General features: G+C 59.1%; 27 protein-coding genes, 1 tRNA gene and 2 pseudogenes. 11 read left to right on the top strand and 19 right to left on the bottom strand.

Annotation, left to right across the window (positions count from 1 at the left end; all coding sequences use genetic code 11):
• Positions 1 to 24 precede the first annotated feature (24 nt).
• From BK670_RS20465 to BK670_RS20450, 4 genes are all read left to right on the top strand, one after another.
• On the top strand, positions 25 to 717 hold the full coding sequence (locus BK670_RS20465) for a pseudouridine synthase (RefSeq protein WP_123452373.1): 693 nt from the start codon (positions 25 to 27) through the stop codon (positions 715 to 717).
• Positions 718 to 1,033: 316 nt separating this feature from the next.
• Positions 1,034 to 1,921, top strand: a complete 888-nt coding sequence (locus BK670_RS20460; RefSeq protein ID WP_123452371.1) for an alpha/beta fold hydrolase — start codon at positions 1,034 to 1,036, stop codon at positions 1,919 to 1,921.
• 158 nt (positions 1,922 to 2,079) lie between these two features.
• Positions 2,080 to 2,153 (top strand) — tRNA-Gly (locus BK670_RS20455).
• A 220-nt stretch (positions 2,154 to 2,373) separates the two neighbouring features.
• Positions 2,374 to 2,778, top strand: a complete 405-nt coding sequence (locus tag BK670_RS20450; RefSeq protein WP_123452368.1) for a type II toxin-antitoxin system HicB family antitoxin — start codon at positions 2,374 to 2,376, stop codon at positions 2,776 to 2,778.
• A gap of 86 nt (positions 2,779 to 2,864) precedes the next feature.
• Here BK670_RS20450 and BK670_RS20445 read toward each other — a convergent pair whose 3' ends face one another.
• On the bottom strand, positions 2,865 to 3,227 hold the full coding sequence (locus tag BK670_RS20445) for a DUF6124 family protein (protein ID WP_123452366.1): 363 nt from the start codon (positions 3,225 to 3,227) through the stop codon (positions 2,865 to 2,867).
• 573 nt (positions 3,228 to 3,800) lie between these two features.
• On the opposite strand from BK670_RS20445, the gene BK670_RS20440 reads away from it, so the two are divergent.
• Complete coding sequence (locus tag BK670_RS20440; RefSeq protein WP_123452364.1) at positions 3,801 to 4,529, top strand: class I SAM-dependent methyltransferase; 729 nt, start codon at positions 3,801 to 3,803, stop codon at positions 4,527 to 4,529.
• Positions 4,530 to 4,650: 121 nt separating this feature from the next.
• Here the strand turns inward: BK670_RS20440 and tam are convergent, their stop codons facing one another.
• Positions 4,651 to 5,421, bottom strand: coding sequence for a trans-aconitate 2-methyltransferase (tam, locus tag BK670_RS20435; protein WP_123452362.1), 771 nt, complete (start codon positions 5,419 to 5,421; stop codon positions 4,651 to 4,653).
• A gap of 165 nt (positions 5,422 to 5,586) precedes the next feature.
• Between tam and BK670_RS20430 the strand changes: the two genes are divergently transcribed.
• Positions 5,587 to 5,997 carry a low affinity iron permease family protein gene (locus BK670_RS20430; RefSeq protein WP_038358294.1) on the top strand — a complete coding sequence of 137 codons (411 nt, stop codon included), beginning with the start codon at positions 5,587 to 5,589 and terminating at the stop codon, positions 5,995 to 5,997.
• A gap of 88 nt (positions 5,998 to 6,085) precedes the next feature.
• Here the strand turns inward: BK670_RS20430 and BK670_RS20425 are convergent, their stop codons facing one another.
• The 7 genes from BK670_RS20425 to BK670_RS20395 all read right to left on the bottom strand — a co-directional run bounded on the left by BK670_RS20425 (position 6,086) and on the right by BK670_RS20395 (position 10,975).
• Positions 6,086 to 6,589, bottom strand: coding sequence for a DUF4142 domain-containing protein (locus BK670_RS20425; protein ID WP_123452360.1), 504 nt, complete (start codon positions 6,587 to 6,589; stop codon positions 6,086 to 6,088).
• Positions 6,590 to 6,665: 76 nt separating this feature from the next.
• Positions 6,666 to 6,821, bottom strand: a complete 156-nt coding sequence (locus BK670_RS20420; RefSeq protein WP_007911485.1) for a KGG domain-containing protein — start codon at positions 6,819 to 6,821, stop codon at positions 6,666 to 6,668.
• 116 nt (positions 6,822 to 6,937) lie between these two features.
• Positions 6,938 to 8,287: a sensor domain-containing protein gene (locus BK670_RS20415; RefSeq protein WP_123452358.1), complete on the bottom strand. Its 1,350-nt coding sequence runs from the start codon at positions 8,285 to 8,287 to the stop codon at positions 6,938 to 6,940.
• Positions 8,288 to 8,366: 79 nt separating this feature from the next.
• Positions 8,367 to 9,005, bottom strand: a complete 639-nt coding sequence (locus BK670_RS20410) for a LysE family translocator (RefSeq protein ID WP_123452356.1) — start codon at positions 9,003 to 9,005, stop codon at positions 8,367 to 8,369.
• Positions 9,006 to 9,065: 60 nt separating this feature from the next.
• The gene (fos, locus tag BK670_RS20405) at positions 9,066 to 9,482 is read right to left on the bottom strand and encodes a fosfomycin resistance glutathione transferase (RefSeq protein ID WP_123452354.1); all 417 of its coding nucleotides are present in this window, start codon (positions 9,480 to 9,482) and stop codon (positions 9,066 to 9,068) included.
• Positions 9,483 to 9,486: 4 nt separating this feature from the next.
• Positions 9,487 to 10,203, bottom strand: a complete 717-nt coding sequence (locus BK670_RS20400) for a PA3715 family protein (protein WP_123452352.1) — start codon at positions 10,201 to 10,203, stop codon at positions 9,487 to 9,489.
• A 37-nt stretch (positions 10,204 to 10,240) separates the two neighbouring features.
• Entirely contained in the window at positions 10,241 to 10,975 is a 735-nt protein-coding gene (locus BK670_RS20395) for a PA3715 family protein (protein ID WP_123452350.1), read from the bottom strand.
• 207 nt (positions 10,976 to 11,182) lie between these two features.
• On the opposite strand from BK670_RS20395, the pseudogene BK670_RS30090 reads away from it, so the two are divergent.
• Positions 11,183 to 11,323: pseudogene (locus BK670_RS30090) on the top strand (type II toxin-antitoxin system RelE/ParE family toxin); the annotation flags it as partial.
• Between the two features lie 35 nt (positions 11,324 to 11,358).
• On the opposite strand, the gene yiaY reads toward BK670_RS30090, so the two are convergent.
• Positions 11,359 to 12,507 carry an L-threonine dehydrogenase gene (gene yiaY, locus BK670_RS20385; protein WP_123452348.1) on the bottom strand — a complete coding sequence of 383 codons (1,149 nt, stop codon included), beginning with the start codon at positions 12,505 to 12,507 and terminating at the stop codon, positions 11,359 to 11,361.
• Between the two features lie 155 nt (positions 12,508 to 12,662).
• On the opposite strand from yiaY, the gene BK670_RS20380 reads away from it, so the two are divergent.
• Positions 12,663 to 13,682, top strand: coding sequence for a DUF4917 family protein (locus BK670_RS20380; RefSeq protein ID WP_123452346.1), 1,020 nt, complete (start codon positions 12,663 to 12,665; stop codon positions 13,680 to 13,682).
• Between the two features lie 122 nt (positions 13,683 to 13,804).
• Positions 13,805 to 14,266: pseudogene (locus BK670_RS20375) on the top strand (dihydrodipicolinate synthase family protein); the annotation flags it as partial.
• Between the two features lie 144 nt (positions 14,267 to 14,410).
• Here the strand turns inward: BK670_RS20375 and BK670_RS20370 are convergent.
• The 3 genes from BK670_RS20370 to BK670_RS20360 all read right to left on the bottom strand — a co-directional run bounded on the left by BK670_RS20370 (position 14,411) and on the right by BK670_RS20360 (position 15,839).
• The gene (locus BK670_RS20370) at positions 14,411 to 14,755 is read right to left on the bottom strand and encodes a YegP family protein (RefSeq protein WP_123452344.1); all 345 of its coding nucleotides are present in this window, start codon (positions 14,753 to 14,755) and stop codon (positions 14,411 to 14,413) included.
• Positions 14,756 to 14,938: 183 nt separating this feature from the next.
• The gene (locus BK670_RS20365; protein ID WP_016982789.1) at positions 14,939 to 15,244 is read right to left on the bottom strand and encodes a ribbon-helix-helix domain-containing protein; all 306 of its coding nucleotides are present in this window, start codon (positions 15,242 to 15,244) and stop codon (positions 14,939 to 14,941) included.
• A gap of 13 nt (positions 15,245 to 15,257) precedes the next feature.
• Positions 15,258 to 15,839, bottom strand: a complete 582-nt coding sequence (locus BK670_RS20360; RefSeq protein ID WP_123452342.1) for a DJ-1/PfpI family protein — start codon at positions 15,837 to 15,839, stop codon at positions 15,258 to 15,260.
• Positions 15,840 to 16,163: 324 nt separating this feature from the next.
• Between BK670_RS20360 and BK670_RS20355 the strand changes: the two genes are divergently transcribed.
• The gene (locus BK670_RS20355) at positions 16,164 to 17,054 is read left to right on the top strand and encodes a DMT family transporter (protein WP_108225299.1); all 891 of its coding nucleotides are present in this window, start codon (positions 16,164 to 16,166) and stop codon (positions 17,052 to 17,054) included.
• A gap of 122 nt (positions 17,055 to 17,176) precedes the next feature.
• Here BK670_RS20355 and BK670_RS20350 read toward each other — a convergent pair whose 3' ends face one another.
• The 4 genes from BK670_RS20350 to BK670_RS20335 all read right to left on the bottom strand — a co-directional run bounded on the left by BK670_RS20350 (position 17,177) and on the right by BK670_RS20335 (position 20,872).
• Positions 17,177 to 18,394 carry a class I SAM-dependent methyltransferase gene (locus BK670_RS20350; protein ID WP_123452340.1) on the bottom strand — a complete coding sequence of 406 codons (1,218 nt, stop codon included), beginning with the start codon at positions 18,392 to 18,394 and terminating at the stop codon, positions 17,177 to 17,179.
• Positions 18,395 to 18,736: 342 nt separating this feature from the next.
• Positions 18,737 to 19,354: a TPM domain-containing protein gene (locus BK670_RS20345; protein ID WP_123452338.1), complete on the bottom strand. Its 618-nt coding sequence runs from the start codon at positions 19,352 to 19,354 to the stop codon at positions 18,737 to 18,739.
• Positions 19,355 to 19,387: 33 nt separating this feature from the next.
• Entirely contained in the window at positions 19,388 to 20,143 is a 756-nt protein-coding gene (locus BK670_RS20340) for a TPM domain-containing protein (protein ID WP_123452336.1), read from the bottom strand.
• A gap of 120 nt (positions 20,144 to 20,263) precedes the next feature.
• Positions 20,264 to 20,872, bottom strand: a complete 609-nt coding sequence (locus BK670_RS20335; RefSeq protein ID WP_123452334.1) for a LemA family protein — start codon at positions 20,870 to 20,872, stop codon at positions 20,264 to 20,266.
• A 260-nt stretch (positions 20,873 to 21,132) separates the two neighbouring features.
• Here BK670_RS20335 and bglX point away from each other — a divergent pair, with 260 nt between their 5' ends.
• On the top strand, positions 21,133 to 23,424 hold the full coding sequence (bglX, locus tag BK670_RS20330) for a beta-glucosidase BglX (protein WP_123452333.1): 2,292 nt from the start codon (positions 21,133 to 21,135) through the stop codon (positions 23,422 to 23,424).
• A gap of 98 nt (positions 23,425 to 23,522) precedes the next feature.
• Here the strand turns inward: bglX and BK670_RS20325 are convergent, their stop codons facing one another.
• Together BK670_RS20325 and BK670_RS20320 are read right to left on the bottom strand one after the other, a co-directional pair.
• The gene (locus tag BK670_RS20325; RefSeq protein WP_123452331.1) at positions 23,523 to 24,680 is read right to left on the bottom strand and encodes a phospholipase D-like domain-containing protein; all 1,158 of its coding nucleotides are present in this window, start codon (positions 24,678 to 24,680) and stop codon (positions 23,523 to 23,525) included.
• Between the two features lies 1 nt (position 24,681).
• Positions 24,682 to 25,272 carry a YceI family protein gene (locus tag BK670_RS20320; protein WP_123452329.1) on the bottom strand — a complete coding sequence of 197 codons (591 nt, stop codon included), beginning with the start codon at positions 25,270 to 25,272 and terminating at the stop codon, positions 24,682 to 24,684.
• Positions 25,273 to 25,736: the final 464 nt, after the last annotated feature.

Raw genomic sequence — 25,736 nt, 5'->3', positions numbered from 1 at the left:
CCCGCCACTCATCGAACACTGAACATGCGCGTCGACCGTTTCCTCAGCAACCTGCCCCGCTATAACCGTCAGCAGGTTCGCCTGTTGCTGGTGGAGAAGCGCGTGCGGATTGACGGAAAAGTCGTCAGCGATCCGCACAGCGAAGTGCTGGAGTTCAGCCGCGTCGAAGTCGATGACGAAGTGCTGCAAAGCGGCAAACCGGCGCGCTACTTCATGCTGCACAAGCCGCCGGGCTGCGTCAGCGCCACCCGCGATCCGCAACATCCGACCGTGCTCGACCTGATCGATGAGCCGGACAAGGACGACCTACACATCGCCGGACGCCTGGACTTCAACACCACTGGCCTGATGTTGATCACCAACGACGGCGCGTGGTCGCGACGCCTGACCCAGCCGCAGACCAAACTGCCGAAGGTCTATTACGTCGAGACCGAGCAAGAGATTGGCGCGCAGTATGCGATCACCTTTGCCGAGGGGATCTACTTCGCCTTCGAAGACTTGACCACGCAGCCGGCGCAACTGGAACTGCTCGGCCCACGCTCGGCGCGGCTGAGCATCGTCGAGGGCCGCTACCATCAGGTGAAGCGCATGTTTGGTTTCTTCAACAACAAAGTCCTGCGCCTGCACCGCGAATCCATGGGTCTTCTGCACCTCGATAACGCGCTAAAACCGGGCGAGTACCGCGCTTTGCGCACCGAAGAGATCCATTTGTTCTAAGCCGGCGACCGCTCAGCAGAAGTTGTCGAACAATTTACCAACGGCACTTGCGCGATCCCGACTCCCCTGCTTGAATCAGGACGTCGGCCAGATTGTGACCGATGAGTCACAACATACATCCAAGAAACTTTTTGCCGGTAGAGAGCCTTCAAGGCTCCGCCTCAGCCGGCAGACTGCCCGCCAATAACAATACCCGTCGACCGCAGTCATGGATCGACATGGGCCAAGCAAATTCCAGGCGTATGCCTACCTGTCACAAAGCTCGTGCAATCTCTATTTGCGCGCATACCCGCTTGCTTGCCAGGAGTCTTATGACATGAGGCCAGAAATCGCTGTGCTGGATATACAGGGTCAGTATCGGGTTTACACGGAGTTCTATCGCGCAGACGCCGCAGAAAAGACCATCATCCTGGTCAACGGCTCGATGGCCACGACTGCGTCGTTTGCACAGACTGTGAAAAACCTGCACCCGCAATTCAACGTGGTCTGCTACGACCAGCCCTACGCGGGCCGGTCAAAAGCCCACAACCGCCACGAGAAACATCTGACGAAGGACGTCGAAGGGCAGATTCTGCTCGAGCTGATCGACCACTTCGCCGCCGAACACGTGCTGTCGTTCTCCTGGGGCGGCGCCGCGACCCTGGTCGCCCTCGCCCACCAGCCACGGCGCATCGAACGGGCGGTGATTAGCTCGTTCTCGCCAGTGATCAACGCGCACATGCTCGACTACCTCGAACGCGGCGTCGACTACCTCGGCCAGCGCGACGGCGACCGCGTCGGCCATCTGGTCAACACCACCATCGGCAAACACCTGCCGTCGTTGTTCAAGCGCTTCAACTACCGCCACGTCAGCAGCCTGGCCGAGCACGAATACGGGCAGATGCACTTCCACATCAGCGACGTGTTGCACAGCGATCGGCAGTGCTATCTGAATGCGGCGAAAAAGATCAACGTGCCGGTGCTGTTTCTAAACGGCGAATGGGACGAATACACCGCAGCCGAAGACGCACGCCTGTTCGGCAATCATGTGGCGCAGAGCACGTTCACCACGCTGCAGGCCACCGGGCACTTCCTCGACATGGAACACAAGGCCGCGTGCCGCGATAGCCAGAACGCCTTGCTCGGCTTTCTGAAACCGGCGCAGCAGCAGGCCAGCCGAACGCGTTACTCGTTTGTTCAGGATCAACATGCATTGGCTATTTGAAAGGGTGTCGTCGCGAGCGAGGCTGTCGGGTTGGGATTTTGCTTTTCTCACCGCAGTGCTCGCCCGCGATTGACCGTTTTCACTGATTTAAAGCGTTCATGAGTAAAAGAAAAACTTCAAATCCGTGGCCGAGTCTGGTACAAAGTCAGCCGCTCTGAGCGGGTATAGTTTAATGGTAGAACAGTAGCTTCCCAAGCTTCCGACGAGGGTTCGATTCCCTCTACCCGCTCCACTCGAATATTGGTCTCACGTTGTTTTTTTTTGACGGGGGATGCAGGGATAGAAAAACCGGCCTATAGGGCCGGTTTTTTTGTGTCTGGGATTTGAGATTGGCCAAATGGGCAGCGCGGAACCTTTCAGAAACACACCGTTGATTGCAGATTCGCCATCCCGCTTTACCCTTTGAGCTCTCTAACGATAAGAAGCGCTGCGTGCTCAAGGGGATGATCTAGATGCTCTATCCAATCGCAATCTCTGCCAGTGACGGTGAATGTGCCTGGGGTGTTGAGGTGCCGGATCTGCCGGGATGTTTTTCTGCAGGAGAGGATCAAGAGAATGCCATTGAGATGGCAAAAGCGGCCATAGAGGCCCACATCGAGATTCTGGCCGAAAGTGGTGCAGCCATTCCGGTCGCAGGCAAACTTGGAACTCACTTTTCCAATCCGAAATACGCAGGCTGCGTTTGGGCGTTGGTGGACGCGGATGTCGGTCGGTGCCTCGGTAGTCCGCAGGAAGTGAGTATTACGCTGCCGGGCTACCTGCTGGAACGCATTGATCTTCACGTTCACCATCATCCGGAGGAGAAGAATCGTTCGGCGTTTTTGACATCGGCGGCGTTGCGGATGTTGGCGCCCTGAACCGCGAATGTCTGTAGGCGCAACTTCAAAAAACCGGCCTCTAGGGCCGGTTTTTTTGTGCCTGCTACAAATCGACGATGTTGTGATTACGCCGCCGGCACGACCTTATCCAGTGCCTGATTCACCGCCAATTCCCCCAACATGACGACTTGTGCGATGCCGAGCGCTGTTTTGCGGTGTGAGGTGTCGAGCAGCGCGGCGAAGTTGTTGAGCATGGTGGTGGCCGAGCCGAGTGTTTCGCTGGCGTTGGCGAGTAGGGATTCGGTGTCGTATTTCGGATTGGCGAGGTACATCGGTTCGGGTTCGTGGGTGGAACCCATGATCTGCGCAGTCGGGCTGAGGTAGTGGTCGAGGGCGCGTTCGGCGGCTTCGTGGAATTTCTTTGAGTTGGGTGATTCGTAGGGAGATGCCGGATCGATTTCCGGCGGATTTGGCGTAACTTTGAACATTGGATTGAGACCTTTTAGTGAGGCCGCAACCGATCTCGCTACTAAACGGATGGGTGGCAGCTGTGCGCAAGTTAGTAGACCGGACCCCAATCCAAATCCGGCGCACCCGAGGGCGCCATGCGCACAGCCACCATCAGGTGCAAGCATTCGCCTGACTGAGTGGTACTCATGCAGCTATTCAGATTGAGGATGCCGGGCTACTAAACCCGATCACTGGAAATCAGTGACGCGAACCAAGTTACCGACCACCCCTAAAGCGCACAAGCCGGCGGATTCTGGCGTAGCGGTAGGCAACGGCGCAAGGATTTGTAGGCCTCAGGACGTAACACAGAACATTTATAAACACTGATCACCGAATACGTTTACACAGTCGAAAAAACCTGCAGAATTTTCCGTCGTTACAGATCCACAACACACCACCGGTTTTCACCTCCCGCCCAACCGACTAGCATTTCTCCATCGACCACCACCCTCCCCCTGCGCGGCCATCGACGAATACGCGCCATCACTTTCGAGGGATTCCAATCGCGGCCACTTTGCCGTTGACGACCGAACTCAAAAGAGCCCTTCACCATGACGCAAAACATTTACGACGATCCCGAGTTTTTCCAGGGCTACAGCCAGATGAACCGCTCCATCGGCGGGCTCGACGCGGCGCCGGAGTGGCCTGCGCTCAAGGCATTGCTGCCATCCATGCACGGCTTGAACGTGGTGGATCTGGGCTGCGGTTATGGCTGGTTCAGTCGCTGGGCCATTGAGAATGGTGCGGCCAGTGTGTTGGCGCTGGATGTTTCGGAGAAGATGCTGGAGCGCGCGCGGGCAACTACGACGGCGGCGAACATTCGTTATGAGCGCGCCGATCTGGAACAGCTGGACTTGCCCGCCTGCAGTTTTGATTTGGCTTACAGTTCACTGGCGCTGCATTACATCAAGGATCTGCCGGGGCTGTTTGCGCACCTGTATGCGGCGCTGAAACCGGGTTCGCATTTTGTGTTTTCCATTGAGCATCCAATCTTTATGGCGCCGCGTAATCCGGGTTGGTTGATTGACGCTGAAGGCCACAAGCGTTGGCCGCTGGACAGCTATCAGCTGGAGGGTGAGCGGGTGACAAATTGGCTGGCTGAGGGCGTGATCAAGCAGCACCGTACAATCGGGACATTGCTCAATTCGCTGATCGACGCAGGGTTCACGATTCGTCATGTCAACGAATGGGGGCCGAGCGATGCTGAAGTGGCGGCGCAACCGGCGCTGGCGGAAGAGCGGGAGCGGCCGATGATGATGCTTGTGGCAGTGCAACGCTAAGCCAAAAACCGTCGCTGACGTGTGGCGAGGGAGCTTGCTTCCGCTGGGGTGCGCAACGCCCCCCGAAGCTCTTGGGCCTGCTGCGCAGTCCAGCGGGAGCAAGCTCCCTCGCCACAGATGCTTAACGTGTCGCGACGATAAATAACCGTGGAAATGGCAACAGTACCGAGCCATCCGCCAACGCCGGATAAGCCTTCTCGATCTCTGCCAGATACTGCTCCAGGTACTGCGCCTTCTCCGCCTCGGTCAGCGGACTCAAAAACGGAATCAACCCGCTGCCCTTGAACCACTCCACCACCCCCGCCGCCCCGCCAGACAGCTGATGGTGATAGGTCGTGCGCCACACATCGACCCGCGCGCAGTGTGGCCGCAGCATCGAGAAATAATCGCTGGCACTCGCCATGTCGGTACGTTGCCCCGCTGCACCGCTGAGCTTGCTTGCCCACGGGCCATTCGCGGCGACTTCACGCATCAAGCGATGGGAGGGTTCGTTGAGGTTGTCCGGCATCTGGATCGCCAGGCTGCCACCCGCCGACAACTTGCTGACCAACGCCGGCAACAACGTCGCGTGATCCGGCACCCACTGCAGCACGGCGTTGGCGAAGATCACATCGAACGGCCCGGCATCGGCCCACTTATCAATCTCGGCCACCTCGAACTGCAACTGCGGCAAGCGCTTGCGGGCCGCGTCGATCATGTCCGCCGAGCTGTCCAGCCCGCTGACTTTCGCCCTGGGAAAACGCTGTACCAGCAGCTCCGTCGAGTTGCCAGGGCCACATCCAATATCGACCACTATTCGCGCTGCTGGCGTGGGAATCGCCGCCAGCAAATCGCGGGCCGGGCGGGTGCGTTCATCTTCGAAAGCGACGTATTGTTTGGCGGACCAACTCATTGCGTTCTCCTGTTCGGGACATTCCAGCGGTTGGTCACGATACCGCGATCTGGCGCGCCTGCCTCTCCTACCAACGTCCGGTGACGTGGGCGGATTTGTAATTAGAATTTTCCACCAGCCGCAGATGTCTGAATTTCAAGCACTCCCCCAATAAGGAACACCGCTATGAAATTCGCAAAGATCTCCCAGAAGCTCGCGCTGTGGGCGGGCAGTCCAAAGACCTTCATGGGGGCATTGATCTTGATCGGGTTGTGGGGGTTGAGCGGGCCGATCTTTGATTACAACGACACTTGGCAACTGATCATCAATACCTCAACCACCATCATCACCTTCCTGATGGTGTTCCTGATCCAGAACACGCAGAACCGCGATACCGACATTCTCCATTTGAAAATCGATGAGTTGCTGCTGGTGACCAAAGAGGCGCAGAACGCGATGCTCGGGCTGGAGGCGCTGGATCTGAAACAGTTGGAAGCGTTGCGCAGACACTACCGTTCGTTGGGTGAGGGAGAAGTTTTCAATCTTGAGGGGCTTGGCGAGAAGAGCAAGTCGAAGCAGGATTTGAATGAGTGTTGAGGGTTTAAAATCAAAAGATCGCAGCCTTCGGCAGCTCCTACAGAAACGGGTGTAGGAGCTGCCGAAGGCTGCGATCTTTTGCTCTTGATTAGCGACTGGCCTGTAACTGGCGGGCCATCTCCAGATGGCTTTGCAATTTCGGCAACGTCTCATCCGCGAACGCTTTGATCTCCGGCACGTCAGTGGTCTGTGCCTCTTGCTGAATCTGCTCGATGGCCTCTTCAGTGGCTTTGACCTGACTGGCGGCATAGGCCTGATCGAAGGAGGCGCCGTCGGTCACTGGCGGCATCAATTCCTTGGCCTTGTCGGCCAGTTGTTCACGGGGCGCGACAGGCAGGTCAAGCTTCTTGGCGATCTTCGCCAGATGCTGGTTGGCCGTGGTGCGGTCGTTGATGACGACGATGGTGTAGTCCTTGACCTCTTTCGATTCGGCTTTGCTGTGGGCCAGACGACTGGCCTCGATGTCGGCCATGCCTTTGGCCGAGGCATCGTTGATGAAATCGGCGGGCGACTGGGCAAAAGCACTGCTGGCACACAGGCCCAACAGCGATGCAAAACTCATGGTGCGTATACGGGTGGCCATTCGGCTCATGGTCGCGCCCTCCTTACTTGCGAAATTCAAGCGGGAGCTTACGCCCCCGCCTCTCAATCAAAACTACCTTCACCGACTACTTCGATTTCTGAGCGGGCTTGCGGCCCATGTCTGGTTTTGGCTCTTTGTCGACAGTCGTTGTGGTGGTTTTCCCACCTTTGCGACCCGCTTCAGAGGCCTTCGTTCGATCGTTGGCGAAGTTTCCCGAGTTCGAGTTTCTTGAGTTAGGCATGATTCTCTACCTCTTGGTAATGATCGTGGCGAGCAGGTGCCCGCCTAGATTGAGAATTTTCTGGCCGGCAAAGGTTTAGAAAAGTTGCAGTCGCTGCGACGAACGGCGCCGCTCTTTCAGCCATTCAGTGCGTGATGGTTCAAGCGTTTGGCGGCGTACATCGCCTGATCGGCATGGCGGAACAGTTGCTGTTCTTCACTGCCGTGCTCTGGATAGCGGGCAACGCCAATGCTTGGCTCGATGTGCAGGTTGTGGCCATCGAGACGCATCGGTTGCACCAGTACCTGTCGGATTTTTTCCGCCACGCTGTCAGCATCTTCCGAAACCTGAACGCTGTGCAGCAGTACGACAAACTCATCGCCGCCAATTCGGGCCACGGTGTCGCTTTCCCGCACGCAACCCTTGAGGCGATTGGCCACGGTTTGCAGGAGCATGTCGCCCACGGCATGGCCGAAGGTGTCGTTGACCTGTTTGAAGCGGTCCAGGTCGACATATAACAAAGCCATGTGCCCGGATTGCTCGCGAGCGCCGGCCAAAGCAGCCTTCAGGCGGTCACGCAGCAATTCACGATTGGGCAGTTGCGTCAGTTGATCGTACTGCGCCATGCGCCGCAGGCGGGCGTGCAATTGCTGGCGCTCGATGGCTGTGGCGACCTGGGCGCAAACGTACTGCAACAGTTCCTTGTCCTGCTCGGTGTAGCGCTCGCCGCCGGGCAGGCTTTTGACGATCAAGGCGCCGATGGTGCCGTTTTTCGAGTTCAACGGCACGCCGAGCCAGCAAGGCGTGTTCTGCCCTGTCACCAGTTCGGCGAAATCGGCTGGGGAATCGGGGCTGTCCGGGGTCAGAAGAATCGGTTGGCCACTACGGATGACTTCCGTGCACAGACGCCCGGTGACAGTGCCCGGCTGCTCGGGTTGCAACTCGTCATCGTCGACGTGATATGGAAAATTCAGTTGTGCGCGGTGTTCATCGTACAGCGCCACGGAAAAATTCATCGCTGGCAGCCATTCGCCGATGATCAGGTGAATGCGCTTGAACAGCGCCAGCAGATCTTCCGCCGCATGGGCCGCTTCGGAAATCGCGTACAACGCCGCCTGACGCGACTCGGCCTGTTTGCGCTCGGTGATGTCTCGCGCCACGGCGATGCGCAGTTGATCAACTTCCGACCAGCGCGCCGACCAGAGGATATGCACAACGCTGCCGTCCTTGCGCAGGTAACGGTTTTCGAAGTTGAGCTTGGGTTCGCCGCCCATGATTTCCTTCGCGGCGGCGAGGGTGCGTTGCCGATCCGCCGGGTGCACCAGCTCGATCATTGGCCGGCCGATCAATTCTTCAGGCGAATAGCCGAAAACGCGCTCACAGGCAGCACTGACAAAAACAAAGCGACCCTGCTTGTCGACCGCACAAACGGCGTCCAGCAACAGATCGATAAAACTCGCCAACGGCGCGGAATTTCGGCTTTCCATGGTTCAGCGTGGGTGTCCGGGTAATGCAGCACTGATCAACCATCCCTGACCTCGTGATTGCGCCTCCCTGCACTCACGTTCAAGCCTTGTTCGGCATCAGCCCCGGCAGCGCGTGCACCAGCGCGTTGATGGCGAAACCGATAAACATCACACCGCACAGCCGCGTGATCAACAGTTCGTGGCGCTGATACAGCGTGCGTACCCGCTGCGCGCCGACCACACCGATGAGAATTGCGTAGGCCAGCAAGCCGCCGAGAAAACTCAGGGCAATCAGCGCTGGCAACATCGACCAGTTGAGCAGTTCGGCACGACTCGACAGCAGCGCGGTGAATGTCGCGACCGCCACCGGATAGGCTTTGGGATTGGTCAAACCAAACAGAATGCCGTGCCAGAACGGCTTGCGCGCCGCACCCTGGGGTTCATCGCCATTGCGACGCCGGGCCCGCACCGCGCGCCAGCCGAGCCAGAACAGGTACAGACCGCTGAGCACACCAAGCACATCAAACGCAGTACTGCCGATTTCCCGGGCGCCGACAATGGCGATCAGCGCCGTGCTGCACCAGACCACATCACCCAGCAAATGCCCGCACAGAAACCCCGCCCCGGCCCGCCGCCCATGGGCTGCACCGATGCCGAACACCGCCAGCACACCCGGCCCGGGCGTAATGCCGTAAATGAAACCCGAGGCCAGCACGGCCATTAGCAACGATGGAGTCATGGAAAACCTGCAAGCGCCAGAACACGTGGCCGCCAGTCTATAACAGACAAATGTGTCTGATCATGACTCGTCGTAAAAACGCATGCCGGCATACGGTTTTTGCCGACACGCCGCCAGCCGTGAAGCGAGATCGCCGACATGGGCCTCGAGTTTATGGCCGTCGGGATCGAGAAAGTAGAACGACGCACCTTCGCTGCGGTTATCACGCCATTCCTGCACGTTCGCCACTTTTAGCTTCTGCACGAACGTTGAGAAATCTGCCGCATTGAGGCTGAACGCGTAATGGGTGTAGTCGCCACAGGCTTGGGTTTTGCGCAGCGGATCAAGCGACAGACACAACCACAAACCGGACAGCGACAGGTAGGCACCGGCATCCCACGTCGCCTCGACGCGCAACTGCAAGACATCGCGGTAGAACGTCAGGCTGCGCCGCAAATCGTTGACCGCGAGGGTCAAGTGGTTGAGGCCGGTGAGCATCGGGTCAGTAACCTCTGAGGTCTTCGGGGACGATGTATTGCTGGCCGTCGTAGGTCAGGGTGATCTGTTTTTGCTTCAGGCGGGTGGTCTTGGAAAGACACTCCTTACCCGACTGCGTATTTTTCATCTTGCTGCCGTTGGTGGTGACGATCAAATCGGCCAGACCATGATGGCTGGAAGGGCCGATCTCGACGGTTCGGCGAATGGTCTTGGTATAGCCTTCGCAATCATTGATGAACTCGCCGTTGTTCTTGGCGACCACCAGGCCCTCCAGCACCGGACGCAACTCATTGCCTTCGCGCACGTACAGCGCCAGATCGGTTTTCTCGTAGGGCATGGCGTGGGAACTGTGCGCGAACATTGAACGCAGACCAAAAGCCCGAACCTGCGGCGCCAGTCGATAACGGGCGGTGTCGATACGCAGATCATCCAAGCGCACAGCATCGGAGTTGTAAGCGCCCGGTTTACGGTAACTGGCGATGGGGTTGTAAGTACTGGCGTTGACGATCGACAGATCCAGATCGAACACCCCGGCATCATCGCCGCCGGCGTCGGCAAGATAAGTGGATTTGACCGAAATCGCCTGGTTCTGCACGGCCGGCCAGACTTTACAGCGCGACAGGGTTTTGCCGTCGAAGTCTTTGGTTTGGCAGGCGGCCTGAACTTGAGGAGCGAGGGCCAGAATACCGAGGGCGATAAGGAGTCTGGTGGGCGTGAGCATTGCTCTTCCTTGATAAGAGTTGTGTTAAGCAGGCCGTTTACAGGCCTTTGAAGTCTTGCGGCAAGACGTAAGACTTTCCGTCATAACGCAATGTTGTGAGAACGGCTGGGTAATGGGTGATTTTATCTTCACAAGCCTCTGCGTCACCCACGCTGCTTGTGCCGGTTTGCTGAGTCTTGACGATCAGGTCAGCGTAACCATGGGAGCTTGTTTTGGCGACTTCCACCGTTCTGGTAATTTCGCTGCGTTCACCTTCGCAAATATCATTCCACTCGCCGCTGTATTGGGAGACCAGCAACTGGCTCAGGACTGGACGCAACGTTGCTCCCTCTCTCACGTAGAGCGAGAGCTGCACCTCTTCCAAAGGATTGAGACGGGATGCATTAGTGACACGGGCACGCACACCGAAGGCCCGGAAATCGGCAGCCACTTTGTAGCGTGCAGTATCGAGCGCCAGTTCCACCAAGGCTACGCCGTCAGTTTCGAAAGCAGCGGCTTGATGATAAGTGGCGACAGGAACTGATCGTCCTTCCTGCCATACAGACAAATCAACATCGTAAAAGCCGTGCGAGTTCCCCTCGACATAATCGGAAGCGCGCTCGAACCTGGCGGTGGCGCCGATGGTCTGCCCCGGATAGGCCGGCCAATCCTTGCAAACCGAAAAATCCTGATCCCCCGACACTGCCGGCGGTGTGCAATCGGCAAATACCTGCCCCGTCAGCAACCATCCGCACAATACCGCACACCCGACCCAGCCAGACTTCACTGTCACTTGCCACTCCTTGATCACGTTTTCAGCCGCGCACTATCCCCTGCTGTATCGGCCCTTTCAACCGAATCATCAACCCATTAATACATCTTTCGCTTTACTCTAAAGGCGAACTCGCCCCTCTCTGTATCACGCTGTAGTGTCACGTATTACACGTCACTAAACCGAGCAGTCCATCTCAGGCAATTTTCGCCTACGTTGATCATCTCAGGTCGCGAAGGTCGCCTTCCAGGCACTCAAGGGTGGGGGGCTTCTGATCGCCCCTGTTTGATTCCCTATCGCGTCCGCCAAAGCCGGTTGCAGATTTTGCGTATTGTCCATACCCGTCGACTCCCACCCAAGGCAGGGTAGAGGCTCAGGCGGCGCGCACTATCCCCTCACGACGGTTAGAACGCGTTGCGGAAGATCTCCTCGATCTGGCGCTGATCCGCCGCCCGAGGATTGGTCAACCCGCAGGCGTCCTTCATGGCATTGCTGGCGAGTAACGGGATGTCGCTGAGCTTGGCGCCGAGTTCACGCAAACCCGCGGGAATGTCAACGTCTTTGGCCAGACAACGGATTGCGCTGATCGCGGCCTGAGCGCCCTCTTCCGCGCTGCAACCACGAATGTCAGCGCCCATTGCATGCGCGACATCGGTCAACCGCTCGGCACAAACCAGCGCGTTGAACGTCTGCACATGGGGCAACAGCACGGCGTTACAGACGCCATGGGGCAAGTCGTAGAAACCGCCTAATTGATGCGCCATCGCATGCACATACCCGAGTGAGGCATTGTTGAACGCCATGCCGGCAAGGAACTGCGCGTACGCCATGTTTTCCCGCGCGGCGAGATCACCGCCATCGCGCACGACCAGACGCAGGTTGTTGCTGATCAAGGTCATGGCTTTCAGCGCGCAGGCATCGGTGATCGGGTTGGCGGCAGTCGAGACGTAGGCTTCGATGGCGTGGGTCAGCGCATCCATGCCGGTGGCGGCGGTCAGGCTTTTCGGCATGGCGACCATGAGTGCCGGGTCGTTGACCGACAATAGCGGCGTGACGTTGCGGTCGACGATGGCCATTTTTACGTGACGCGATTCGTCGGTGATGATGCAGAAGCGGGTCATCTCGCTGGCAGTGCCGGCGGTGGTGTTGATGGCAATCAGCGGCAGTTGCGGCTTGCTCGATTGATCGACACCTTCGTAATCGCGAATCTGCCCACCGTTGGTCGCGCACAGGGCGATGCCTTTGGCGCAGTCGTGCGGCGAACCACCGCCCAGCGACACGACGAAATCGCAGCGACTTTCCTTGAGCAGGCCCAGACCCGATTCGACGTTAGCGATACTCGGGTTGGGTTTGGCGCCGTCGAAGATCACCGAATCGATGTCCTGCATCGCCAGTTTCTCGGCGACCATGGTGGCCACGCCAGCCTTGGCCAGGCCGGCGTCGGTGACGATCAGCGCCTTGCGAAAACCGTAGTTGCGGATCGCGACCATGGCTTCGTCGAGACAGCCGCTGCCCATGATGTTTACCGCCGGAATAAAAAAGCTGCTGGTCATACGTGCATCTCCTGACAGGGACCGAATCGATTGCCGCGAACCGGCGGACAGGCACAGCATCGACCGATCGGTCACCACCGATGTTGATCTGGCTCAATGCCCGCTCGTGATAAAGTCGCCGCCCATCAGCCCCTTTGTTTTGAGACACCTGCGCAATGACCGATTTTCTGGATGTCGACGCCACCCTCGAAGACTGGAACGCCTTGCGCGCCGCCAGCGACTTCAACGGCCTGCTGGTGGGCAATGGCGCCAGTCGTGCGGTGTGGGACGACTTCGGCTATGACTCGCTGTTCGAAAACGCCCGTACTGTTGAAGAAAAACCGCTGAGCCCGTCGGAACTGGCGGTGTTCGACGCCATGCAAACGCGCAGCTTCGAGCAGGTCCTCGGCGCGCTGAAAACCACCAGCCGGGTCAACAAGGCACTGGCTGTCAGCTCGGCGGCGCCGCGCAACCGCTACTACGCGATCAAGGAAGCGCTGATCAACACCGTGCACGCCGTGCACATTCCGTGGCGCTTGGTGAAAGCCTCGACGCTGGCGACGCTGAATGAAGAACTGGCGCGCTATCGCACGGTGTTCACCACCAATTACGACTTGCTCAACTACTGGGCGCTGCAGCACAACAGCGAAGCCATCGACGATCTGTTCAACGGCGCGAATGCCCGCTTCGATCTGGCCGAAAGTGCCACCGACAAACCGCGCTTGTTGTACCTGCACGGTGGCCTGCATCTGGTGCGCAATCAGGACGGCACCGCACGCAAACTGACCTCAACCGAAGGCACGCTGCTCGGCAGTTTCGCGATCAACAATACGATCAAGACGCTGGATGACGTGCCGCTGTTCGTCACCGAAGGGCCGAGTGCGGACAAACTCAAGACCATCCGCAGCTCGGATTATCTGTCGTTCTGTTATCAGCAGTTGTTGGGGCATGGTGGCGATCTGTGCATCTTTGGCCACGCCTTGGGCGAACAGGATTCGCACATCGTGCGGGCGCTGCGCCTGGCCAAGCCTGCGACGGTGGCGATCTCGATTTATCCGCGCAGTGCGGCGTTCATTCAGCATCAGAAGCGGCATTACGCGAAGGTGTTCGAGGGCACAGGTGTTGAGTTGCGGTTTTTTGATGCGAAAACACATGCGTTGGGCAATCCGAAGTTATCGGTCCCCGTCGAGATTTAAAGCAAGATCAAAAGATCGCAGCCTTCGGCAGCTCCTACAGTTGGAATGCGTTCCCCTGTAGGAGCTGCCGAAGGCTGCGATCTTTTGATTTCAAGGTTCATTCTTCGCTGCTGTGCACCACCACCAGCGGCACTGACATGTCCGTAGATTTGATTCTGCGCATCGTCAATGCCGTGGAAAACGTGACCATGGTCAAGGAGAGCACCGGCGATATTCAGCGCATGCACAAACTGCAATTGCTTGGCCAAGGTCAGGTGCCGTTCTACAACGGCTGCAACCCGCTGGCGCTGGAAGCGTTTGCGGCCGGGGCGAAAGGCTGGTGCACGGCGGCGCCGAACTTGATCCCGCAGTTGAACCTGGATCTCTATGACGCGGCTATGGCTGGGGATCTGGATCGGGCGCGGGATTTGTTCTACCGCCAATTACCGCTGCTGGATTTCATCTTGAAGGGTGGCTTGCCGGCGACGATCAAGGCCGGATTGCGTCAGACCGGGCTGGAGGTGGGCGATCCGCGCTTGCCGGTATTTCCGTTGAGTGAGGCGGGTCAGACTCAGCTGCAAGCAATCCTGAAAACCCTGCGCTGATCTCCCTGGCACAAAGCAAATTTAATGTGGGAGCGAGCCTGCTCGCGAAGACGGTGGATCAGTCGATGATGATATTGACTGATACACCGCTTTCGCGAGCAGGCTCGCTCCCACAGGGGATTTGTAATGGATTTGAAAGTGAGGTCAGAGGACAGGCAAGGTCTTGTCCTTGATCACTTTGCTCGGACCGTTCGCCTTCACACTGGCAATACCCTTATCGCGCGCCGCATCCGAGGAATACGATTCGCTGCTGCCGATGATCTGGTGGTTGGCCGCTTTCAGGTTGAAGTACGGATGGCCGTCCTTCGTCGACTTCTTCTCGTAGCGCTCATCCAGCGGGCTGTTGGTTTGCACCGAGGCGATGCCGCCGTCGGCCGCGGCGCGAGTGGTATACAGCTCGCTGGTCAGAATCGTTTCGGCATTCGCCGCTTTCAGCACGAACCTGAACTGGCCGTTGCTGCTTTTACTGATTTCGTACCATCCGGACATGCGTGTTTCTCCTTGGCAATTGAAAGGTTTGGCGCCAATGAGTAAAGACCAGTCCTGATTATCTGTCGCCTGTTCCGGCCCCTTCGCGAGCAGGCTCGCTTCCACATTTGAGCGCATTCCAGTTGGAGAACGCGGTCGAAAGTGGGAGCGAGCCTGCTCGCGAATGAGGCAACCCGGTGCTGGCTATTTCACCACCGCCCGGACCACCGACAACTCCGGCGCACTCACCCGCCGCTGACTCAGATAGCGCGTACAACTCACCCGCAGGAACGAGGCAAAATTCACCACTTCGCCGCGATAATCCATCACCTCTTCATACAGCTTGGCGATCAGTTGGTTGGTGGTCATGCCGTCGACCTCGGCGATTTCGCTGAGGATGTCCCAGAACTGATTTTCCAGGCGCAGCGTCGTCACCACGCCGCAGATGCGCAACGAGCGTGAGCGTGATTCATAGAGAATCGGGTCAGCCTTGACGTAGAGCTCGCACATCGGCGGATCCTCGTTACAGGGTGATTTTAGTACCGAGCAAGCCGAGGAAACCGGCCAGCCAGTTCGGATGCGCCGGCCAGGCCGGGGCAGTGGCCAGATTGCCTTGAACGTGGCCGTCCGTCACCGCAATGTCGATGTACGTACCGCCCGCCAGTCGCACTTCTGGCGCGCACGCCGGATAGGCGCTGCACTCGCGACCTTCAAGCACGCCCGCCGCTGCGAGCAATTGCGCACCGTGGCAGACCGCTGCAATCGGCTTGCCGGCCTTGTCGAAGGCACGCACCAGGTCGAGGACTTTTTCGTTGAGACGCAGGTATTCCGGCGCACGACCGCCGGGGATCAGCAGCGCGTCGTAATCGGCCTCGCTGGCCTTGGCGAAATCGAAGTTGAGCGCGAACAGGTGACCGGGCTTTTCGCTGTAAGTCTGGTCGCCTTCGAAATCATGGATCGCGGTGCGCACGGTCTGACCGGCAGCCTTGTCCGGGCACACGGCGTGGACGGTATGACCGACCATTTGCAGGGCCTGGAACGGCACCATCACTTCATAATCTTCGACGTAATCGCCGACCAGCATCAGGATCTTTTTCGCGGCCATGGGGTGGACTCCTCTGGGAATTGCCTGGGAGTGTTCAAGGTAGACCTAATCTGCCCGGGTGGGTAATAGCCACTTACTACCTCTGTGGCGAGGGAGCTCGCTCCCGCTGGAGCAGCGCTCCCGAATCGCTTGATACGGTTCAACTGACAGACCGCATTGGCTGTTTTTGGGGCGGCTTCGCCACCCAGCGGGAGCAAGTTCCCTCGCCACAGGGATTCCCGCAACTGTACGGATAAGTCTGTGTCTAGCTGTAACAGCCAGAAGGCCAAGGTTTATGGCTTGATGAAGGTCATTCCCAGCCACCTTCACTTTCGGTCCACCATCATGTCCTCGCGCGAAAACACCGGCATGGCCCTCGGCCTGCTCGGCGTGGTGATTTTCAGCCTCACCCTGCCCTTCACCCGCATCGTGGTGCAGGAACTGCATCCGCTGCTCAACGGTTTGGGTCGCGCGTTGTTCGCGGCGATTCCGGCGGCGCTGCTGCTGTTGTGGCGGCGCGAGAAATGGCCAACCTGGCAGCAAGTCAAAGGCCTGAGCCTGGTCATCGCCGGGGTGATTCTGGGTTTTCCGGTGTTGTCGGCGTGGGCCATGCAGACGTTGCCGGCATCCCACGGTGCCTTGGTCAACGGACTGCAACCACTGTGCGTGGCGCTGTATGCCGCGTGGTTGTCCCATGAGCGGCCGTCAAAAGCCTTCTGGGCCTGCGCGGCGTTGGGCAGTGCGTTGGTCCTCGGTTATGCGTTGTACACCGGAGCCGGCAGTATTCAAGCGGGTGATTTGCTGATGCTCGGTGCGATTGCGGTCGGTGGACTGGGTTACGCCGAGGGCGGCCGCTTGGCCAAGGAGATGGGCGGCTGGCAGGTGATCTGCTGGGCGCTGGTGCTGTCGACGCCGCTGTTGATCGGGCCGGTGCTGTATCTGGCCCTGCAACATCAGGGCGCGGTGTCAGCCAAGACCTGGTGGGCGTTTGGTTATGTCGCGTTGTTCTCGCAGTTTCTCGGCTTCTTCGCCTGGTACGCCGGGCTGGCCATGGGTGGCATCGCCCGGGTCAGTCAGATCCAGTTGCTGCAGATCTTCTTCACCATCGCATTTTCGGCGCTGTTCTTTGGTGAACATGTCGAGCCGATCACTTGGGTGTTTGCCTGCGGTGTCATCGCAACGGTCATGCTCGGCCGCAAAACCGCCGTGCGCCCTGCCCAACCTGCCACAGCCTAAACACATTCCCTTGTAGGAGCTGCCGCAGGCTGCGATCTTTTGATCTTGTTTTTAAGGTCAAAATCAAAAGATCGCAGCCTGCGGCAGCTCCTACAGGGTTTGCATTTCAAGCTCAGTCAGTGTCAGGCTAGGAAACCGTCCGCGCGCAGCAGGGTTTCCAGGCAGTGCTCGCTGATGTTGTAGAAGTCTTTCAATTCCTGAATCTTCACCAACAACTGCGCCGGGTCCACCGGCTCGGCGCGTTTCACCGCCAGAATCATCTTGTTCTTGTTGGTGTGTTCCAGCGAGATGAACTCGAAGACCTTGGTCTCATAACCACAGGCCTCAAGGAACAACGCGCGCAGACTGTCGGTGACCATTTCCGCCTGCTGGCCCAGGTGCAAACCGTATTGCAGCATCGGTTTGAGCAACGCCGGGCTCTGGATCTGCAGGCGGATCTGTTTGTGGCAGCACGGCGAGCACATGATGATCGACGCGCCCGAGCGGATGCCGGTGTGTATCGCGTAGTCGGTGGCGATGTCGCAGGCATGCAGGGCAATCATCACGTCCAGCTCGCTCGGCGCCACGCTGCGCACGTCACCGCACTTGAACACCAGCCCCGGATGATCGAGTTTTGCCGCGGCGGCGTTGCACAGGTTGACCATTTCTTCGCGCAGCTCGACGCCGGTGACCTCGCCCTCAGCCTTGAGCGTGTTGCGCAGGTAATCGTGAATCGCGAACGTCAGGTAACCCTTGCCCGAACCGAAATCCGCCACGCGCACCGGTTTGTCCAGCGCCAGCGGCGACGAGGTCAGCGCATGGCTGAACACTTCGATGAACTTGTTGATCTGCTTCCACTTGCGCGACATCGCCGGGATCAGCTCATGTTGCGCGTTGGTCACGCCCAGGTCCTTGAGGAATGGCCGGCTCAACTCAAGGAAGCGGTTTTTCTCACGGTTGTGCTCGGCCGACGGTGCCTCACGCAATTGCTGAGGTTTGCTCTTGAACAGCGAGCTCTTGCCCTTTTTGCTGTATTCCAGCTGCGCTTCGTCGGTCAGCGCGAGCAAATGCGCGTTCTTGAACGAGGCCGGCAACAACGCGGCAATCGCCGCCACACCTTCAACCAACGGCAAGTTTTTGGTGATGTCGCGGGTTTTGTAGCGATAGACGAACGACAGGTTTGGCTGCGCTTTGACGGTCACCGGTTTGATGATGACCCGCTGCAGATCCGCCTCTTCACCGACGTACTTGGCCAACACCAGTTTGATGAAGCCGTTCTGTTCGAGGCTGGTTTGCAGCAGCTCGATGAACTGGGCGTGGTGATCGGGCGCAGGCTTGATGGACGGGGCAGTAACGGACATGGAAAAGCGGCCTCGGACGGGCGAAATCGGGAATGGCGGGTATTTTAGGGGGGATGGGGGTCGGGGACACGCTCTTATTTACCGAACGGTTGGTTAAAGCGGCCCTCACCCTAGCCCCTCCCAGAGGTAGAGGGGACTGACCGAGGTGTTTTTAAGAGTTACGCCGACCTGAAATACCGAGCCGATCTCAGGTATCAGAAGCGATAAATTCAACGGTATCCGTTAATCCATAATCGACTCGGTCTTTCAGGTCGATGTCGAGCGCAAGACACCTCGGTCGACCCCCTCTCCCTCTGGGAAGGGCTGGGGTGAGGGTTTGGATCTAAAACAGGAGAAATTACTTCAGCCCAACACCACCAACCGATTCGGCAACTCATTCCTCACCTGCGTCACCGGCACATGCACTTTCAGCAACTCACCACACGCTTCGATACAGGTGACAAACCCCTCCAGCGTGCGCCCCTGCCTCACCTGTTCGGTAAACGCTGCAACAATCGAATCCCAGGTTTTATTGTCCAGCCTTTTGGAAATCCCTTCATCCACCAGAATCTCCACATACCGTTCAGCCTCACAGACAAAAATCAGCATGCCGGTGCCGCCCACCGTGTGATGCAGGTTCTGTTCGAGAAACTGCCGCCGCGCCAGGTTCGAGGCGCGCCAGTGCCGCACATGGCGCGGGATCAGGTGAGAGGTGACTTTGGGCAAGCGAAACAGCAGGCACAGCACGACAAAACTGATCCACTGCACCAACAGCAGGCTGTGCATGGTCAGCCAGCCGGTCAGGTAGTGCACGACGCCGGGCACCACCAAGGCCAAGAGGCTCGCCCACAACAGCGGGATGTACGCGTAGTCATCGGCGCGGGCAGCGAGCACCGTCACCAGTTCGGCATCGGTGTCGCGCTCGACCCGGGCAATCGCCTCGGCGACCTTGCGTTGTTCGTGTTCGGTCAGTAGTGCCATGTTGAAAAGTGCCTGCTCATTATTCTTCTGAGATCACCAGCCGCCGGACGAACCACCGCCGCCGAAACTGCCCCCGCCGCCGCTGAAGCCTCCGCCTCCACCGCCGCCGCCAAAACCGCCACCACCGCCAAAGCCGCCCCCTCCTCCGGAGCCACCCCGGCCGGCAGGCAGGATACCGAGCATCTGGCAGACAAACACCGTCAGGATGAACAACATCACCAAAAACACGAACAATCCCGGATGCCGCGAAATGAAATCATCGGACGGATCACCGCTCGATTCATACACCGTCGACGGCTCGTCGAGCGGATTACCGCCGAGCACCACCAGCATCGCCGCCACGCCGTCGCTGATGCCTTTGCTGAAATTGCCGCTCTTGAATGCAGGGGTGATCACTTGATGGATGATCACTGAAGTCTGCGCATCGGTGAGCCGGTCTTCCAGACCATAACCGACTTCGATGCGCAGTTTGCGCTCGTCACGGGCGACGATCAGCAGCGCGCCGTTGTTCTTGTCCTTTTGCCCGATGGCCCAATGGCGCCCGAGTTGAACGCCAAAGTCCTCAATGGTCGTGCCTTGCAGATCCGGCAGCGTGACCACAACCAACTGCTCGCCGGTTGCCTGCTCGTGGGCCTGCAATTGCTGGCTCAGTTGCGCACGCACCGACGGCTCGAGCATCTGCGCTTCGTCCACCACCCGCCCGCTCAGCGCCGGGAACGTCAACTCGGCCCGGGCGCTGACGGCGAACAGCCACAGCATCAGCACCAGGCCCATTTTCAACACGCGCATGAATACCCCCCACCGATCCCCTTGTAGGAGCTGCCGAAGGCTGCGATCTTTTGATCTTGTTTTTTTACCAACCAACGTCAAAAGATCGCAGCCTTCGGCAGCTCCTACACAGGTGTGTTCTCAGAATTTGACCTGGGGTGCCTTATCGGCATCCGGCGTGGTGGCTTCGAAGGTTTCGCGAATCGGCAGATCGCTGTACATCACGCTGTGCCAGAGGCGACCGGGGAAGGTGCGGATCTCGGTGTTGTATTTCTGCACCGCCAGAATGAAATCGCGGCGTGCCACGGCAATGCGGTTTTCCGTGCCTTCCAGCTGCGATTGCAGGGCGAGGAAGTTCTGGTTGGCTTTCAGGTCCGGATAACGCTCGGAGACCACCATCAAGCGGCTCAATGCGCCGGTCAGTTGATCCTGCGCCTGCTGGAACTGCTTGAGCTTCTCGGGATTGTCGAGGGTGCTGGCGTCAACCTGAATCGACGTCGCTTTCGCCCGCGCCTCGATCACAGCGGTCAACGTTTCCTGCTCATGAGCGGCGTAACCCTTCACCGTTTCCACCAGATTGGGAATCAGGTCGGCGCGGCGCTGGTACTGGTTCTGCACCTGCCCCCACGCGGCTTTGGCCTGTTCGTCGAGGGTCGGGATATTGTTGATGCCGCACGCGGTCAGCAGTGTGGCCAGCACCAACAATGTGGCGACCTGCAAACGTGAACGATAGGTTGGACTTGCATTCATCGCAGTGATGCTCCTTGGCACATATCATTTTAAAAACCGAGCGCGAAACCTTCTCAGCGGGCTCTTGGGGCATAATCGGCCGCGTCGCTGGATTACGACGGGGCAATGGGCTAAAAAGTGCCCTGCGTGATCATGCTGCCAAGTGTTGGCTGCCGTTTTGGCTCTGGTTCTTTGAGCCTGTACCCGAACAACAATAGTCGCTCCCTAAATTTTGGCTGGCCGGCGTTGCATTGCCGCTTCGGCCCTTGAGAAAACTATTCATGAAGAAGCTGTGTTTGCTGGGTCTGTTCGTCAGCCTGGCCAGTCATCAAGTATTGGCCGCCACGACCCCGGTACCCCTGGAAAACAAGGACGCGTTCATCAGCAACCTGATGAGCCAGATGACCCTCGATGAAAAGATCGGCCAGTTGCGCCTGATCAGCATCGGCCCGGAAATGCCTCGCGAGTTGATCCGCAAGGAAATCGCCGCCGGCAACATCGGCGGCACGTTCAACTCGATCACCCGCCCGGAAAACCGGCCGATGCAGGACGCGGCCATGCGCAGCCGCCTGAAGATTCCGATGTTTTTTGCGTACGACGTGATCCACGGTCACCGTACGATTTTCCCGATTCCACTGGCCCTCGCCTCGAGCTGGGACATGGACGCGATCGGCCAGTCCGGGCGCGTTGCCGCCAAGGAAGCCGCTGCCGACAGCCTCGACATCACCTTCGCGCCGATGGTCGACATCTCGCGTGACCCGCGCTGGGGCCGCAGTTCCGAAGGTTTCGGTGAAGACACCTACCTGACTTCGCGCATCGCCGGCGTTATGGTCCGCGCCTATCAGGGCGCCACCCCGAGCGCGGCCGACAGCATCATGGCCAGCGTCAAGCACTTCGCCCTGTACGGCGCGGTTGAGGGCGGTCGCGACTACAACACCGTCGACATGAGCCCGGTGAAGATGTACCAGGACTACCTGCCACCGTACCGCGCGGCGATCGATGCCGGCGCTGGCGGTGTGATGGTCGCGCTGAACTCGATCAACGGCATTCCGGCCACCGCCAACACCTGGCTGATGAATGATCTGTTGCGCAAAGACTGGGGCTTCAAGGGCCTGGCGGTCAGCGACCACGGCGCGATCTTCGAACTGATCAAGCACGGCGTCGCCCGCGACGGTCGTGAAGCGGCGAAGCTGGCGATCAAGGCCGGCATCGACATGAGCATGAACGACACCCTGTACGGCAAAGAGCTGCCGGGGCTGCTCAAGTCCGGCGAGATCGAACAGAAGGACATCGACAATGCCGTGCGTGAAGTGCTCGCGGCCAAGTACGACATGGGCCTGTTCAAAGACCCGTACCTGCGCATCGGCAAGGCTGAGGACGATCCGGCCGACACCTACGCTGACAGCCGTCTGCACCGCGCCGAGGCCCGTGAAGTGGCGCGTCGCAGTCTGGTGCTGCTGAAGAACCAGAACGAAACCCTGCCGCTGAAGAAAGACGCAAAAGTCGCGCTGGTCGGTCCGTTGGCCAAGGCGCCGATCGACATGATGGGCAGTTGGGCCGCCGCCGGGCGTCCGGCGCAGTCGGTCACCCTGTTCGACGGCATGAGTTCGGTGATCGGCGACAAGGCGAACCTGATCTACGCCCGTGGCGCCAACATCACCAGCGACAAGAAAGTCCTCGACTACCTGAACTTCCTCAACTTCGATGCCCCGGAAGTGGTCGATGACCCGCGCCCGGCCAACGTGCTGATCGACGAAGCGGTGAAAGCTGCCAAGGATGCTGACGTGATCGTCGCGGCAGTCGGCGAATCCCGTGGCATGTCCCACGAATCCTCCAGCCGCACCGACCTGAACATCCCGGAAAACCAGCGCGAGCTGATCCGCGCGCTGAAAGCCACCGGCAAACCGCTGGTGCTGGTGCTGATGAACGGCCGCCCACTGACCATTCTCGAAGAGAACCAGTCGGCTGACGCGATTCTGGAAACCTGGTTCAGCGGTACCGAAGGCGGCAACGCCATCGCTGATGTGCTGTTCGGCGACTACAACCCGTCGGGCAAACTGCCGGTGACCTTCCCGCGCTCCGTCGGCCAGATCCCGACGTACTACAACCACCTGAGCATTGGCCGGCCGTTCACACCGGGCAAACCGGGCAACTACACGTCGCAGTATTTCGATGACACCACGGGGCCGCTATTCCCGTTCGGTTATGGCCTGAGCTACACCCAATTCGCCCTGAGCGACATGGCGCTGTCGTCGACCACCTTGAACGCCACCGGCAAACTCGACGCCAGCGTCATGGTGAAGAACACCGGCAAGCGTGACGGTGAAACCGTGGTGCAGTTGTACATTCAGGACGTCACCGGCTCGATGATCCGCCCGGTGAAAGAACTGAAGAACTTCCAGAAAATCATGCTCAAGGCCGGCGAACAGAAAGTCGTGCACTTCACCATCAGCGAGGATGACCTGAAGTTCTACAACGCCCAGCTCAAATACGCCGCCGAGCCTGGCAAGTTCAACGTGCAGATCGGCCTGGATTCCCAGGACGTGACGCAGCAGAGCTTTGAATTGCTGTAACCGCTAAAAGCAAAAGATCGCAGCCTTCGGCAGCTCCTACATTGGGATGGTGTACACCCTGTAGGAGCTGCCGCAGGCTGCGATCTTTTGATCTCGCTCTACCCGCGGCGGTCGAGGATATTGACGACCAAGCGATCCACCCACCCCCACACCCGCTGCTTCACCCGCCGCCACAACGGCCGGCGCTGCCACTCCTCCAGACTCACCTGCTGACTCAGCCCGAAGTCCTTCACAAAACTCGCCTCTACCGCTGCCGTCAACGACGGGTCCAGCGCCTCCAGATTCGCCTCCAGATTGAAGCGCAGGTTCCAGTGATCGAAGTTGCACGAACCGATGCTCACCCAATCATCCACCAGCACCATTTTCAAATGCAGAAAGCACGGCTGGTATTCGAAGATCTGCACCCCGGCTTTGAGCAGTCGCGGGTAATAACGATGCCCGGCGTAACGCACCGATGGGTGATCAGTGCGCGGCCCGGTCAGCAGCAGTCGCACATCGACTCCGCGCGCGGCAGCCTTGCGCAGGGAGCGGCGGATTTTCCAGGTCGGCAGGAAGTACGGCGTGGCCATCCAGATGCGTTTTTGCCCGCTGTTCAACGCTCGAAACAACGACTGCAGAATGTCGCGATGCTGGCGGGCGTCGGCATACGCCACGCGGCCCATGCCCTCGCCCTTGTCCGGCACTCGCGGTAAACGTGGCAGACCGAAATGCGCGGCCGGGCGCCAGGCGCGGCGATAACGATTGGCGATCCACTGACGATCAAACAGCAATTGCCAGTCGATCACCAGCGGGCCGCTGATCTCGACCATCACCTCGTGCCACTCGCTGGTGTCGTGGCCCGGCGTCCAGAATTCATCGGTGACGCCAGTACCGCCGACCACCGCCAGATGCTGATCGACCAGCAACAGCTTGCGGTGATCGCGATAGAAATTACCGACCCAGCGCCGCCAGTTCAGGCGATTGTAGAAACGCAGTTCGACCCCGGCGTGCGTCAGGCGCTGACGCAGGTTGAGCGTAAACGCGAGGCTGCCGTAATCATCGAACAGGCAACGCACGCGCACGCCACGCTCGGCGGCCAGCACCAACGCTTGCACGATGGTTTCGGCACAGGCGCCGGCCTCGACCAGATACAACTCGAGTTCGATCTGCTCCTGCGCGCCGGCAATCTGCTCGAGCATACGCGGAAAGAATTGCGGGCCGTCGATCAACAGCTCGAAGCGGTTGCCATCGCGCCACGGAAACACCGCGCCGCGCATGTCAGCGCGCCGTGAAAATCAGCACCGCACCCACCGGTACCGACAGACTGATGGCTGACAGATCGGCGAGTTTGCGCAGGCTTTCCAGCCCCGGCACCAGATCGAAATCCTCGGCGTTGATCACCAGCGGCTCCAGCGTCACCACTTGAAAGCGCCGGTCATCGAGACGGGTCGCCAGCAGCTCGGCGGGGTATTCGTGTTGCTTGCCGTGCAGGTTGACGGTCAGCGGCAGGCGCAATTCCAGCTGCGCACCGGGGGCCAGATCGTTGATCGGGCGCAGGTCGATCTGGGTGGTGATGGTCGCTTCGGGGAATTGCTCGATCTGGAACAGCTCTTTGCGCATGCGTTCATCGCGCAGCGGGATGCCGCTGTTGATCGAATCCAGCTCGACTTCGACTTCGGCGCGGCCGTTGGGGTCGACCTTGCCGTGCAGCACCAGAAAGCGCTGCACTTCGGAAATATTCGCGTTTTTCGTGCTGACGAACGACAGCCGCGACGACTCGCCGTCCAGGTACCAATTGGCTTGCGCCGGCAACGCGACGGTGGCGAGCAGCAGGCTGGAGAGGGTTGCACAGAGAGAGCGGTTGAACATTGAACACTCGTGGGGCCGATAAACCTGCACGAACCTTAACCGGCTGGGGCGTTATTGCAAACTTTCAGAGATCACCTGCTGAGCTTCTGCTGATTTCTTGTGGCAAGGGAGCTTGCTCCCGCTCGGATGCGCAGCAGCCGTAAACCTGAACACACGTTCTGACTGCAGAATCGCGCTGCACGGTTTTGGGAGCGCTTCGCACTCCAGCGGGAGCAAGCTCCCTCGCCACAGGGGTATGGTGGTGTCTCTGATATCAGGGATTGAGGCGGCAGCCTTGCCGCTCGCTCAACCACTGGGCGCGATTGCTGCGGCCCATACCGCTGTGGTGAGGGAGCTTGCTCCCGCTCGGATGCGCAGCAGCCGTAAAACCTGAACACACGTTCTGACTGCAGAATCGCGCTGCCCGGTTTTGGGAGCGCTTCGCACTCCAGCGGGAGCAAGCTCCCTCGCCACAGGGGTATGGT

This window comes from Pseudomonas fluorescens (assembly GCF_003732425.1).
Taxonomy (GTDB): domain Bacteria; phylum Pseudomonadota; class Gammaproteobacteria; order Pseudomonadales; family Pseudomonadaceae; genus Aquipseudomonas; species Aquipseudomonas fluorescens_BE.
This window is presented reverse-complemented; position numbering and strand designations above follow the sequence as displayed.

Excerpts from the sequence above, each read along its gene's own strand:
- BK670_RS20465 (WP_123452373.1), top strand. The coding sequence starts at position 25 with ATGCGCGTCGACCGTTTCCTCAGCAACCTGCCCCGCTATAACCGTCAG.
- BK670_RS20460 (WP_123452371.1), top strand. The coding sequence starts at position 1,034 with ATGAGGCCAGAAATCGCTGTGCTGGATATACAGGGTCAGTATCGGGTT.
- BK670_RS20450 (WP_123452368.1), top strand. The coding sequence starts at position 2,374 with ATGCTCTATCCAATCGCAATCTCTGCCAGTGACGGTGAATGTGCCTGG.
- BK670_RS20445 (WP_123452366.1), bottom strand. The coding sequence starts at position 3,227 with ATGTTCAAAGTTACGCCAAATCCGCCGGAAATCGATCCGGCATCTCCC.
- BK670_RS20440 (WP_123452364.1), top strand. The coding sequence starts at position 3,801 with ATGACGCAAAACATTTACGACGATCCCGAGTTTTTCCAGGGCTACAGC.
- tam (WP_123452362.1), bottom strand. The coding sequence starts at position 5,421 with ATGAGTTGGTCCGCCAAACAATACGTCGCTTTCGAAGATGAACGCACC.
- BK670_RS20430 (WP_038358294.1), top strand. The coding sequence starts at position 5,587 with ATGAAATTCGCAAAGATCTCCCAGAAGCTCGCGCTGTGGGCGGGCAGT.
- BK670_RS20425 (WP_123452360.1), bottom strand. The coding sequence starts at position 6,589 with ATGAGCCGAATGGCCACCCGTATACGCACCATGAGTTTTGCATCGCTG.
- BK670_RS20420 (WP_007911485.1), bottom strand. The coding sequence starts at position 6,821 with ATGCCTAACTCAAGAAACTCGAACTCGGGAAACTTCGCCAACGATCGA.
- BK670_RS20415 (WP_123452358.1), bottom strand. The coding sequence starts at position 8,287 with ATGGAAAGCCGAAATTCCGCGCCGTTGGCGAGTTTTATCGATCTGTTG.
- BK670_RS20410 (WP_123452356.1), bottom strand. The coding sequence starts at position 9,005 with ATGACTCCATCGTTGCTAATGGCCGTGCTGGCCTCGGGTTTCATTTAC.
- fos (WP_123452354.1), bottom strand. The coding sequence starts at position 9,482 with ATGCTCACCGGCCTCAACCACTTGACCCTCGCGGTCAACGATTTGCGG.
- BK670_RS20400 (WP_123452352.1), bottom strand. The coding sequence starts at position 10,203 with ATGCTCACGCCCACCAGACTCCTTATCGCCCTCGGTATTCTGGCCCTC.
- yiaY (WP_123452348.1), bottom strand. The coding sequence starts at position 12,507 with ATGACCAGCAGCTTTTTTATTCCGGCGGTAAACATCATGGGCAGCGGC.
- BK670_RS20380 (WP_123452346.1), top strand. The coding sequence starts at position 12,663 with ATGACCGATTTTCTGGATGTCGACGCCACCCTCGAAGACTGGAACGCC.
- BK670_RS20370 (WP_123452344.1), bottom strand. The coding sequence starts at position 14,755 with ATGTCCGGATGGTACGAAATCAGTAAAAGCAGCAACGGCCAGTTCAGG.
- BK670_RS20365 (WP_016982789.1), bottom strand. The coding sequence starts at position 15,244 with ATGTGCGAGCTCTACGTCAAGGCTGACCCGATTCTCTATGAATCACGC.
- BK670_RS20360 (WP_123452342.1), bottom strand. The coding sequence starts at position 15,839 with ATGGCCGCGAAAAAGATCCTGATGCTGGTCGGCGATTACGTCGAAGAT.
- BK670_RS20355 (WP_108225299.1), top strand. The coding sequence starts at position 16,164 with ATGTCCTCGCGCGAAAACACCGGCATGGCCCTCGGCCTGCTCGGCGTG.
- BK670_RS20350 (WP_123452340.1), bottom strand. The coding sequence starts at position 18,394 with ATGTCCGTTACTGCCCCGTCCATCAAGCCTGCGCCCGATCACCACGCC.
- BK670_RS20345 (WP_123452338.1), bottom strand. The coding sequence starts at position 19,354 with ATGGCACTACTGACCGAACACGAACAACGCAAGGTCGCCGAGGCGATT.
- BK670_RS20340 (WP_123452336.1), bottom strand. The coding sequence starts at position 20,143 with ATGCGCGTGTTGAAAATGGGCCTGGTGCTGATGCTGTGGCTGTTCGCC.
- BK670_RS20335 (WP_123452334.1), bottom strand. The coding sequence starts at position 20,872 with ATGAATGCAAGTCCAACCTATCGTTCACGTTTGCAGGTCGCCACATTG.
- bglX (WP_123452333.1), top strand. The coding sequence starts at position 21,133 with ATGAAGAAGCTGTGTTTGCTGGGTCTGTTCGTCAGCCTGGCCAGTCAT.
- BK670_RS20325 (WP_123452331.1), bottom strand. The coding sequence starts at position 24,680 with ATGCGCGGCGCGGTGTTTCCGTGGCGCGATGGCAACCGCTTCGAGCTG.
- BK670_RS20320 (WP_123452329.1), bottom strand. The coding sequence starts at position 25,272 with ATGTTCAACCGCTCTCTCTGTGCAACCCTCTCCAGCCTGCTGCTCGCC.